Below are 11,234 nucleotides of genomic sequence, written 5' to 3'. Positions count from 1 at the left end.
GGTGCGGGGGCGGGCCCCCGGGGTGGGTCAGCCGGCTGTCGGTGCCGGTGTCCGCACCGCGTCGGCGAGGGCGGTGAAGGCGCTCTCGGCGGTGCGGTCGGGGAGGACCGCGCGGTCCCACACCATGCGCAGCCGCAGTTCGGAGCCCTGGGTGACGGAGACCGCGAACGGGCCGCGGACCGCTCTGCCGTCGACATGGATCTCCCGGCCGGTCACCCCGCCCAGGCAGAGCGGGGGCCGGCGGCGGGAGTCGTCGACGGTCAGCATGCCGTCGAGCCGGCCGCTCCAGCCGGAGCCGGCCGCGCGGGCGGCGTGCACCACGGCGTCGAAGGGGGTGGCGGCATGGTCCAGGTCGTCCCACCAGGCAGCTGCCGTCGCGGACGCGGAGGGCGTCTCGCCCGTGGCGGCCGGGAAGACCACGGTGTTGAGGAAGCAGCCGAGCACCGGAGCGGCACCGGCCGGCCGGCCGCCCCACGGGTAGCCGAGCGGCACCACATGGCCCGCTCCGTACAGCACCGCTGCCGCCGCCCGGCAGGCGTGGAGCAGCTCGGGGAAGGGCACCCCGTCGGGGGCCGCGGGCATCCGCAGGGTCGCCGAGCCGCTCGGCAGCGCACCGGGGGAGAGGGGTTCCGGCTGTGCCACCGGGGCCTGTTCGCGTACTGTGCGCAGCCGTCCGCCCCAGTACGCCATGGAGTCCGGAGCACCCGCGCGTTCCTCCGCGTCGAGCTGCCGCAGCACGGCTTCCCGGTAGTCGGCCAGCTCGGCCGCGACGTCGGCGGGCGAGGGGCCGTCGGCGCCGGGACCTTCGTCGTAGCCGGCGCCGAGTTCTGCGACGATCCGGTCCAGCGACTGGCCGTCGCACGCGCTGTGGTCCAGTACGACGGCGAGCACCTCCTCGGCACCCTCCGGACCGTCCGGCACCAGGAACAGCCGCAGCGGTGAGCCCTCCGGCGCCCACCGGCCCAGGGCACGGCGCAGCACGGCGGCCGCGTCCTCGCCGGGCGCGCAGGCCACCGGGGTCACGGGGACCTGCGGCTGCTCCAGGCGGAGTACGGGGGTGCCGCGCAGCACGGTGGGCCGGGCACGCAGCACGGGGTGCCGGGCGGCGAGCCGGTTCGCGGCCGCCGCGAGCCGTACGGGGTCCACCGTGCCGCGCGGAAAGGCGAAGAACATCGGCACGAGATCCGGCCGCCCGGCGGGGTCCATGGCACGCACCAGCGCAAAGCGACGCTGGGCGCCCGTGACGGGCAGCAGGACCGGGCTGCCGTCACCGGCGGCGAGCCGCCGGTAGCGGGCCAGGTACTGGCTCGTGATGCTGAGCACGTGATCCTCTTTGTCGTGACGGAGCCGCATCGCCGGAGGGGATGCGGGGGGAAGGCCGTGTGGGGGGGAGGGACGGGCGGGGCCGGATACGGCGGTCGTCCGTCGGTCCTCGGTCGTCAGCCGACGGACGCGGGCTGGGCCGGGTCCGCGGAATCGGCCGGGGCGTCCTCGGCCGCGTCGGCGGCCGGCAGGTGCCGCATCCGGCGCAGCGGGGAGAGCAGCAGCGGCAGCGGGACGACCAGGATTCCGGCCGCGCACCACGCCAGCGCCGTGCGGGCGCCGAACGCATCGGCCAGCGCACCGCCGGCCAGGGCCCCGAGCGGCAGGGTGCCCCACATGAGGAAGCGCAGGGTGGCGTTCATCCGGCCGAGCAGCCGGGGCGGACACAGCGCCTGACGGAAGCTCACCTGTGCGACGTTGTAGACGACGGCACCGAAGAAGACCACACCGGAGCCGACGGCGAACAGTGCGGCGCCCGCGCCGCGTCCGGACAGCGGCCACAGCAGCGCGAACGGGCCGGTGGCCAGCAGGGACAGCCAGATGATCCTGGCCTGGCCGAGCCGGGCGGCGAGCCGGCCCGCACACAGTGCGCCGGTGAGCCCTCCCACCGCCGAGGCGGCCAGCACGAGGCCCACCACTCCCGGGGCCAGCCCGAGCACCCGCACCAGGAAGACGGACTGAGTGGCCATCAGTGTGGCGGTGAAGAAGTTCGCCAGGCCGGTCGTCACCGCGATCACGCGCAGCAGGCGGTGCCCGCACACGAACCGCAGCCCTTCGGCGATGTCCTGGCGCAGGGACGAACCGGCGACGCGCGACGGGCGGCTCTCGGGCTGTTTGATGCCCCACAGGAACAGTGCCGAGAGCACATAGCCGGCCGCGTCGGCGACGATGGCCAGGGACGCCCCGAGCAGCTGGACGAGACCGCCGCCGAGCCCGGGACCGGCCACCTGCGCGGAGGAACGGATGGTCTCCAGCGCCCCGTTGCCCGAGACCAGATGCTCCTTGGGCAGCAGCTGGGGCAGGAAGCTCTGGTGGGCCACGTCGAAGAAGACCGTCGCCACACCGGTGACCAGGGCGACGAGATACAGCTGCGCCATCGTCAGCACATCGGCGACGGCGGCCAGGGGGATGCTCGCCATCGCCACGGCCCGTACGACATCGGCCCGGATCATCAGCGGCAGCTTGCGCATCCGGTCGACCCAGGCCCCGGCCGGCAGCCCGACCAGCAGGAACGCGGCGGTCTCGGCGGCCGTGAGCAACCCCACCTGGAATGCGGGGGCGTTGAGCTCAAGTACCGCGACGAGGGGCAGGGCGACCAGGGTGACCTGGGCGCCGAGTTGTCCGGCCGCGGCACCGGCGAGCAGAAGACGGAAGTCGCGCAGGCGCAGAGGGCCGCTGGCCGCGGGTCGGGGTATGGCGGGCATACGAAGGACCATCGCGGAGCGGCCGATCAATGGTCAAAACCCGATGCACACTTTCGGTCGGCTTTCTTCACCATTTGCCCATCACGACAAAAAATTTTCCGCCAGATCCCAGCAACGGCCGGAGGACTGCCACCTGCTGCGTTTCTGACGAACGAGGAATGCGGTGGTGGCCGCAGGGGGAGACCGGGCGATCATGTGCAGAGCGTGACGTGATGGATTCCGACCGAAAACAGTCGTCGATGTCCGCTTATTGACCGAAGCGCTTTGTTCATCCGCTATGGCATCCGCTCCGACGTCACGGTCCCGGGGTGGCGGGGCGGCTCACCTGCGCAAACGCGGATGCCCCGCCGCTCCCCGGGCGGCCGCGGCCGCAAGACCCGTCAGAGCGGCCTCAGTTCCGTATCGACGGCGCCGCGGAGCAGCTCGTGGGCCCGCTGGAGCGAGGTGGTCCCGCTCAGCCAGCGTTCGCTCAGGCCCTCGACCAATGCCGTGAGCCGCTCGGCCGCCGCATACGGGTCGGTCCCGGCCCCGTCCGGACCCGCCTCCTGGGCCCGGCGCAGCAGCCCGGCGAGATCCTCCACCCAGGAACGGGTCGCGGCGGCCAGCAGCTCCCGCAGGTCCGGGTCGAAGACGGCGGTGGCGCGCAACTCGCCCCAGGCCGCGCTGTTCTCCTTGACCTGGGGAGTGTCCTGGAGCTCCAGCAGCAGCATCTCCGTGAGCTGAGCACGGGGGTCGTCGGAGGCATCCAGTGCGGCGTCGGTGTAGCGGACCGCGCGCCGGCTGATGAACTCCAGTGTGCGGCGCAGCAGTCCGGCGCGGTCCTTGAAGTGATAGTAGATCAGCGCGGTCGAGACGGCGGCCTCCGCGGAAACTTCCTCGACACGCAGCCCGCGGACGCCGCGCCGGGCGATCAGCCGGGCGGCGGCTTCGAGGATCTGGGTGGGCCTGTCCGGCATCGCATGCTCCCGCTGTCCGAAGAAATCAAGGTGTCTCGGGTCCGATCATGCCCTAGCATCGTCCTGACCAAATTTTCAGTCAGGAGCTGATCGTGGAAATATCCCGACGTCAGACACTGCAGGCGGCGGCCGTCGCCGCCCTCGGGGGAGCCTTGAGCGGCTGCGGCACACCGGACAGCGGGGGCTCCGCGCCGCGCGAGGCAGGCGCCGCCCCCGCGGCGGCGCGGTCGGCCGGCGGAAGGCGGCTGCCCGACGAGGCACATCCACACGAGGCGACCTACATGTCCTGGCCCGGCCGGCGGATCTGGGGACCGGACACCGCAGGAGTGCGTGCCGACATCGCCCGACTCGCCCGCACCATCGCCGAGTTCGAGCCGGTGCGGCTGCTGGCCGGGGGCCGGGAGGCGAAGGCGGCGCAGCGGGCCTGCGGCTCCGGGGTGGAGGTCGTGCCGACCCCGGTGGACGACCTGTGGATGCGCGACACCGGGCCGGTCTTCGTGCTCGGCCCCGACGGCGTCGCCGGCGTCGACCTCAACTTCAACGGCTGGGGTGGCAAACAGGAGCACGGCCACGACCGCCGGGTCGCCCGCGCGATCCTGGCCGACGAGCGGCTCCCCAGGATCAAGGCCCCGCTCGTCAGCGAGGGCGGGGCGGTGGAGGGCGACGGCCGGGGCACCCTGATGGTGGCCGAGAGCTCCCTGGTCAACGACAACCGCAACCCCGGCAGGTCCCGCGATGACCTCGAACGGGCGCTCAAGGACCTGTTCGGCGCCACGACGGTGATCTGGGTGAAGGGCGTCAAGGGCAAGGACATCACGGACTATCACATCGACGCGCTGGCACGGTTCTCCGCACCCGGCGTCGTGGTCCTCAGCACCCCCGCGCAGCACGCCCCCCGCAATGACTTCACCGGCGCCTACGAACAGGCCCGCAAGGTGTTGGAGCGGGCCGTCGACGCCCGGGGGAAGCGGCTGGAGGTCGTCGAGCTGCCCGAGCCGGCCGACATCGGGCGACGCGGGAAGGGATTCCTGGCCTGCTACGTCAACTACTACGTCGCCAACGGCGCGGTCATCATGCCCCGCTTCGGCGACCGGAAGGCCGACAGCAAGGCGGCCGCCGTCCTGCGGGAGCAGTACCCGGGGCGGGAGGTCGTGCAACTGCCCGTCGACAACATCGGCGAGGGCGGGGGCGGTATCCACTGCTCCACCCAGCAACTCCCCAAGGCGGGCTGACTCTCAACGGACCGGTTCAGCCCCGCCCGTGGCCGCGCCCCGCCAGCTGGTTGAGCGGGCCGTCCGCCAGCGTCCCGCGCTGATCCAGCACGACCGGCAGCCGCGCCATCGTCTCCGCTGGAAGGAGTCCGGTCTGGCCGAGGACCGCGGCCTGGTCCCAGTAGATGTGCTCAGCGGAGATCAGCGGCCCGTCGAACGACACCACGGCGATGACCGGGATCTCGACGGGCCGCCCGGTCGGCGGCACCCCGGGAAGGATCCAGGGCACCTCCACGTCATGGGTGAACGAGACCAGCATCTCGTCCACGATCCGTGAGCCGCCCGTGGTCCGGGTCAGCGGCGCGAGGGCGAAATCCGGCGCGTTGTGTCCCACGAACCAGCGGCGGTAGAAGTGCCGTACGGACGCCCTGCCACGGGCGCCCATGGCCGTGGGCACATGCAGCACCTCCGGGGCGTCGGACATGGTGGCCATCGTCGTGTCGAGATCGAGGGTGCGGAACTCGCTGCGGGTGTGCAGCTCCCACACCCGCTCCCGTTCCCGGTCAGAGGTGCTGGTCACGGCCGGCCTCCTCGGTCCGCCAGCCCCAGGCGGTGAGCATCCCGGGGGAGAGACCGGTGCACTCGTCCGACGACAGCGCACGCCGGGCCCGCTCGATCTGTGCCTCGTCCACCTGCCCCGTCGCCAGCATGGCGCCCCGTGCCCGGTCCCACGTATCGGCCCAGAAGCGGCTGAGGGGACTGCCCGGCACCAACGGCGGGACGTGCATCTCGGCGGCCACCCGGTGCAGGCCCTCCTCCCGCAGCAGGTACGGATAGTCGGGCACCCAGGAGATGTCCGTGCCGATGGACTCCCGGAGCCCTTGCCACATCGCCCGCATGACCGTGGTGTACGGGGTGGCCGGCGCCCCGGCGGTCGTCAGGTCCACGGCATCGCTGAGCACCAGCACACCACCGGGTGCCACCAGCGAACCCAGCTTGGCGATCATGCGGCGCCACGAGCGCAGATGCATCAGCACGAACCGGGCGTGGACCAGCTGGAACCGGCCGGGGTCGAAGTCCGGCGCGGTGATGTCGGCCGTCAGCGTCGACAGCCCCGGTGTCCGTCCGGCGTCCAGGGACCGGGTGTCACGGTCGACCGCGAGGACCCCCGTGACACCGGCCGACTCCAGCAGCCACCGTGCGACGGTGCCGGTGCCCGCACCCACGTCCAGGCAGTGCCAGCCGGGCCCGGCGCCCAGCGCCGCCAACCGGGCGGCGCTCGCCTCGTCATAGGCGAGCGCTCCCAGATCGATACGGCCGGCCTCGCCGGTCTCTTCCGGGCGGAACAGACCTTCGCCGTAGCGCCCGGCTTCCGTAGCCCGCACGCCCCCAGTATGACGGTGCCGCTCAGGGGTTTCCTGCTGTGGTGACCAGCTCCGTGGCCGGCTCCGCCGCCGGCGGTTTCCGGCGCCGGCCCGGGGCACGCCGCAGGACCAGCTGCAGGACCAGCATCACCACACCGGTCACCAGAGCGCTGTGCCACAGCAGCGCGTCCAGCCGGCCCGCCGAGAGATAGGCTCCCGCGGCCACGGCCGCCAGCGCACACACGCCCCGGTCCACGATGCTCTCGACGGACAGCAGGGTGGCCCGTGGCGCTCCCGCCGGGATGGCGTCGTTCACCAGCTTGCGCTGGAGCGGATAGGCGAAGCCGGTGACCGCGGCGAACAGGCACAGCAGGGCGACCACGGTCCACGGCCCGCCCAGGACGCTGCCCGCCAGCGTGCCCGCCATCGCCAGGCTGAGCAGCGACACCCAGGCCACCGGTGACAGCCGGGAGCCGAGCCACTGCGGACGGGCCGAGGCCACCGCCTCCGCGACGGTCATCGCGGCCAGCACCCCGCCGTGCGAGCTCTCGGGGATGCCGTGGTCCAGCAGCACCGGCTGGAAGAGGTTGACCTGGCAGATACGGGAGAGCGTGAAGACCGCGACGCCCTGCACCATGAGCAGCGCGAGCCAGGGCGTGGCCCACACCCAGCGCAGCGCCGAGACGGCATCGCGCAGGAAGGCCGGGCCGCCGCGCGACGCCTTCCCGGCGCCACCGGGGCCGCCGTGCCGGGCCGCGGCCTGCCGCGGCAGCACCACGGCACAGACGAGCGAGCCCGCCGCGCTCGCGGCGCTCAGCACATACGGCGTGGCGTGCGCAACGGCCATCAGCGGCCCGACCAGCGGCCAGCACAGCACCTTCGCCGCCAGCCCCAGCGCCCGTGCCTGCCCCTCCGCCTTCAGGTAATGCTCTCCCGCGCCCTCGGCCGCCAGGCCGTCGTAGAGATAGGCGCTGGCGGCGCCGGAGGTCAGCGAGCGGCCGGCGGCGATGGCCAGGAAGTGCACCAGGAAGCCGGTGTAGCTGGGCGAGAGGACCGGTGCCAGGTTCGCCGCGGTCATCACCACGGCGCCGGCCCGCAGACAGTTGCGGGCGCCGATACGGTCGGCCACCATCCCGGTCGGGATCTCGAATAGGCAGAACGCGACGTAGTAGATGCTCTGGATGCCGAAGATCTGCCCGTCGGAGAGCCCCGCCTCCCGCTGGTAGGCGTAGAAGACCGGCATCCACCACAACAGGTTGAACAGCAGCTGGAAGCCGTTGTTCAGCCGGATGATCCGGCGGGCCCGTGGTGTCAGCGGCGCGCCCGAGGTCCGGTTCCTGCGGGCGCGCAGCGGGCCGGTGAACCGGCGGATCACAGTGCGTAGGGGCGGATCTGGACCAGGCGGAAGTCCCCCTGATCGGTCATCAGCCATTCGATGTCGAGCGGATGGTCCACATCGGTCTCGCTGAAGTGGGACTGCAGCAGCCGCCCGGTCAGCGCCAGCCGTGCCAGCTTGTCCCGGGTGCCGACCGGCAGGTCCTGGCCGGACGAGCCGAGCGCGACGGTGCGCCCGCCGCCCTCCACCGTGTTGTACAGGTACTGCAGCGGCAGCGTCGTACCGTCGACGACCGTCTCGGGCGAGCCGGGGGAGCAGTTGAGGTAGACATTGCGGAAGTCCTCGCGCCGGGTCGGGTTGCAGGTCACCAGGACTCCGCCGAGGTCCGCGGGCACATACTCCTGGATGATCACGCCCATGTAGGTGTCGTCGAGGGAGATGCCCGCCTGATGGCGCAGCCGGACACTGCGCGGCGACAGCAGGGAGGCCCACACCTGGCGTACCGCGTCGAGGAGTTCGTCCGCGCCGTGGACGGTGGTGACCGAGTCGTAGACCCCGGCCGCGGAGAACCCGGGAAGGTCCTCGGCGTTGGAGGAGGAGCGCACCACCAGACGGCTGCCGGTGTCCGGACCGCCGGGCAGGGCCGAGGTGATCTGGCGGGAGACGTCCTCGGGCATCGGAGTGTTCCGTATGAGCTGCTGAAGATGCAGACAGACCGCGTCCAGCGCGTCGACGGCGTCGAGTTCGAGCGCCATCTTGAGCCTGCCGAGGCCCTGTTGCACGGCCGGCGAGGACGTCAGAAAGCGGTGCTGCAGGGCGAACGGGAGGGCGATCCCGTTGGGCGCCGCGATCACCCCGGCCACGAAGTCGGCCGCCAGGGAACGCAGTTCCGCGCCCGTCGCGTCCTTGGCGCCGAGCCGGGCCGCGAGGTGGCCGTAGAGGTCGGCGCGGGGCGGGCGCGGCTGTCCGTAGAAGGCGGTGAGGTCGGCGGTGCGGCTGTCCAGGACGTGATGGAGCTCGCCGAGGTTGGCGGCCTTGGTCCCGTACCGGTCCCGGTCGGCGCGGCGCAGCCGGTGCAGCCACAGCGCGGGCACGTCCTCCAGCAGCGGCGGTTCCATCCGGATGCGCTGCTGGTGCCAGGCCGGGGCGTCCAGCGTCGGGGCATGGGTCAGCGGGACGAGGGTGATCTCGTCGTCCTGGACCCGGTAGCGGACCCAGGCGCCGTCGAGGACGTCCGCGTCGACCATGCGCTCCAGATCGCGGACGATCGCGTTGGGGATGCCCCAGCCGGAGGCCAGCACATTGGTGTGCGAGAGCGGGGTGCCCGGTGAGGTGTTGAGGAAACCGGCCACCCGCGGCACATCGTCCGGCAGACACGGCATGGCCACGATGTCGGACCAGCCGAGCCCGTCGGCCGCGGCCGTGTACTCCTCAAGGGTCCGGAAGTAGCGGAGCCGGCCGACGGCCTCACCCGGGTTGAGCGGGGTACGGGTCCGGTTGCCGAAGAGTTGATGGCCGAGGATCCGCGGCACCCGCACGTCGCTGATCGCGGCGAGCTCGTGCTCCTGCCCGTGGTTCGCCGGCTTCAGCAGCAACGGCAGGCGGCCGTCGACCCGGTGCCGGACGAAGGTGTAGAACTCCTCCAGCAGCCGCCCGTGCATGGTGTCGGCCTCGGTGGTCTCCATGACGAGGAAGGGCCGCTCCCGGCCTTCGGCGTCCTCGTCGGTGTGCAGGGAGAGCACACCCAGCAGGAAGCGGCGCTCGGGGTCCATGTAGACCGAGGCGTTGAAGGCGTCCAGGCAGGAGTCCAGCTCCGCCAGTTCCATGCCGAGGACGCGGGTGGCGATGTAGTTGACATGGAAGGGGTGGACGGCGGTGTCGAGCAGATGCCAGGTGTCCTCGACCCGGTCCACGACGACCTTGAGGTAGGGGTGACCGGCCAGGACTCCGGACAGGGTGCGGAAGAGCGGCAGGGAGAGGTTCTCACCGATGACGGTGCGGTCGGTGACGGGGCCCGGGGTGCCGGAGGGCAGAACGGCGGTGGTAGTCATGAGCGCCCCTCCGTGGTGACGCCGGCCGTGGGGAGGACGTGCGGCAGGGCGTCCACCAGGGTCCGGAAGTCGCGGATCACGGTCTCCGGGTCGGTGGCGGACAGCAGGCACAGCGCCGCCATGGTGTTGGCGCCCGCGGCCGGGTCGTACACCGGCACCGGAGTCCCGTCCGGCAGCGAGTTCTCGGCCACCACGGACAGATGGCTGCCGACGCTGAGCGGTACGGCGTCCCGCACCGTCGGGAAGTCCCAGACCCGCTGGTCCGGCCAGGCCTCACCGGCGCCGTCGACGGCCAGCACGACCAGGGAACCGGCCGCGCCGTGCGCCTCCTGCGGGGTACGCACCTCGCCGGGCCAGGAGCCCCGGCGCCCCAGCAGATGGTCGGTGAGCATACCGATCAGATCCAGGCCGAAGACCTCCTCGATCTGGGGGACGGTCATCGCCCCGCCGAACCGGGCGGCGGTCTCGATCACCCACATCTGCCCGCCGGCGCCGAGCTTGATCTCGGTGTGCGTACCGCAGTTCTGCAGCCCCAGCGCATCGACGGCGTCGCGCGCCAGGGCCACGACGCGCTGCTGGGCGTCGTGCGGCAGCGCCGCGGGGGTGATGCCGGCGCGTTCGGTGAACGGCTCCACCGTCGGCATCCGCCCGCTGAGACAGACCGGACGGAAGTCGCCGTTCACGACGACGCCTTCGACGCTGACGTAGTCGCCCCAGCCTTCCTGGTCGAACCACTCGGTGGCGGTGCCCGGCACGATCTCCTCGACGATGAAGTCCGCCCCGGCGTCGGCCACATGGAGTTCGGCGTAGCCCAGTTGCGCGGATTCGGCCATCACCTCCCGCGCCCGTTCCCAGGCCGCCGGTACGTCATCGGCGGAGCGCAGGATCCGGTGCGCGGTGGAGCCGGCGCTCCAGGCGGCCTTCAGCAGCAGGGGGAAGCGGAGCGAGGCGGCCGCGTCGTGCAGATCCCGCTCGGTGGCGACGGGGCGGAACCGGGGCTGGGATATGCCCCGCTCCTGCCAGGTGCGCCGCATCATCCGTTTGTCGCGGGCCAGGGCGCAGTTGCCGCCCGCCCCGGCGAGGCCCAGCTTCTCGCAGGCCTCCGCGACCGCGACGACGGCGTACTCGGAGAAGGTGACGACCGCGTCCGCGCCCACCGCCTGGGCCCGGGAGACGATCAGGGACACCAGGTCGTGCCGCTCGGACTCGGCGGGGCGCAGGACCGAAGCGCACAGCCGGTCAGCGGACGCGGCCACGGTGGGAGGGAGCGCGCTGAGCGCCAGCAGGTGCACTGCCGACCGTGCGGCGACCCGTGACAGGGCGTACCCCAAGGGCGGACCACCCTTGGCATACACGAACAGCACCTTGCTCACTGGAATCCGACTCCTTTTCATACGATGGGAACCATCGGAAACGGCTGGACAGCGTCCGGCCCCCCGGAATCCGAACGCCGTCCCTCAAGCGAAGCAGCCGTGCGGCCCACCGTTCCCCTGATCGGGCCGCAACCGCTCAGGCAAATGCCAGAGTTGTGGGTACCGCCAGGCCGTCGTGAAGGTTCCGTGATGCCGT

9 protein-coding genes are annotated in these 11,234 nt (G+C 72.3%); 1 reads left to right on the top strand and 8 read right to left on the bottom strand.

Going from position 1 to position 11,234, the window contains the following annotated elements; genetic code table 11:
- Positions 1 to 27 precede the first annotated feature (27 nt).
- From SLV14N_RS02850 to SLV14N_RS02840, 3 genes are all read right to left on the bottom strand, one after another.
- Positions 28 to 1,323, bottom strand: a complete 1,296-nt coding sequence (locus SLV14N_RS02850; RefSeq protein ID WP_263267872.1) for a non-ribosomal peptide synthetase — start codon at positions 1,321 to 1,323, stop codon at positions 28 to 30.
- A 116-nt stretch (positions 1,324 to 1,439) separates the two neighbouring features.
- Positions 1,440 to 2,747 (bottom strand): MFS transporter, encoded by a 1,308-nt coding sequence (locus SLV14N_RS02845; protein WP_263267871.1) that lies wholly within the window; start codon positions 2,745 to 2,747, stop codon positions 1,440 to 1,442.
- 380 nt (positions 2,748 to 3,127) lie between these two features.
- Positions 3,128 to 3,703 carry a TetR/AcrR family transcriptional regulator gene (locus tag SLV14N_RS02840; RefSeq protein WP_263267870.1) on the bottom strand — a complete coding sequence of 192 codons (576 nt, stop codon included), beginning with the start codon at positions 3,701 to 3,703 and terminating at the stop codon, positions 3,128 to 3,130.
- A gap of 92 nt (positions 3,704 to 3,795) precedes the next feature.
- Here SLV14N_RS02840 and SLV14N_RS02835 point away from each other — a divergent pair, with 92 nt between their 5' ends.
- Positions 3,796 to 4,935 (top strand): agmatine deiminase family protein, encoded by a 1,140-nt coding sequence (locus tag SLV14N_RS02835; RefSeq protein WP_263267869.1) that lies wholly within the window; start codon positions 3,796 to 3,798, stop codon positions 4,933 to 4,935.
- Between the two features lie 16 nt (positions 4,936 to 4,951).
- On the opposite strand, the gene SLV14N_RS02830 is transcribed toward SLV14N_RS02835, so the two are convergent.
- Genes SLV14N_RS02830 through SLV14N_RS02810 form a run of 5 tightly spaced genes read right to left on the bottom strand, consistent with a single transcriptional unit; the run spans position 4,952 to position 11,038 of the window.
- Entirely contained in the window at positions 4,952 to 5,494 is a 543-nt protein-coding gene (locus SLV14N_RS02830) for a nuclear transport factor 2 family protein (protein ID WP_262038001.1), read from the bottom strand.
- Complete coding sequence (locus SLV14N_RS02825; protein WP_263267868.1) at positions 5,478 to 6,299, bottom strand: trans-aconitate 2-methyltransferase; 822 nt, start codon at positions 6,297 to 6,299, stop codon at positions 5,478 to 5,480. The genes SLV14N_RS02830 and SLV14N_RS02825 overlap by 17 nt, the downstream gene beginning before the upstream one ends.
- Positions 6,300 to 6,321: 22 nt before the next feature.
- Positions 6,322 to 7,653: an MFS transporter gene (locus SLV14N_RS02820; RefSeq protein WP_263267867.1), complete on the bottom strand. Its 1,332-nt coding sequence runs from the start codon at positions 7,651 to 7,653 to the stop codon at positions 6,322 to 6,324.
- Positions 7,650 to 9,665: a PEP/pyruvate-binding domain-containing protein gene (locus SLV14N_RS02815; protein WP_208679567.1), complete on the bottom strand. Its 2,016-nt coding sequence runs from the start codon at positions 9,663 to 9,665 to the stop codon at positions 7,650 to 7,652. Before SLV14N_RS02815 ends, SLV14N_RS02820 begins: the two co-directional genes overlap by 4 nt.
- The gene (locus tag SLV14N_RS02810) at positions 9,662 to 11,038 is read right to left on the bottom strand and encodes an acetyl-CoA carboxylase biotin carboxylase subunit family protein (protein ID WP_263267866.1); all 1,377 of its coding nucleotides are present in this window, start codon (positions 11,036 to 11,038) and stop codon (positions 9,662 to 9,664) included. Before SLV14N_RS02810 ends, SLV14N_RS02815 begins: the two co-directional genes overlap by 4 nt.
- Positions 11,039 to 11,234: the final 196 nt, after the last annotated feature.

This window comes from Streptomyces sp. Je 1-4 4N24 (assembly GCF_026239515.1).
Taxonomy (GTDB): domain Bacteria; phylum Actinomycetota; class Actinomycetes; order Streptomycetales; family Streptomycetaceae; genus Streptomyces; species Streptomyces nigrescens.
The sequence above is the reverse complement of the archived record's forward strand: the minus strand, read 5'-3'. Positions and strand labels throughout refer to the sequence as shown.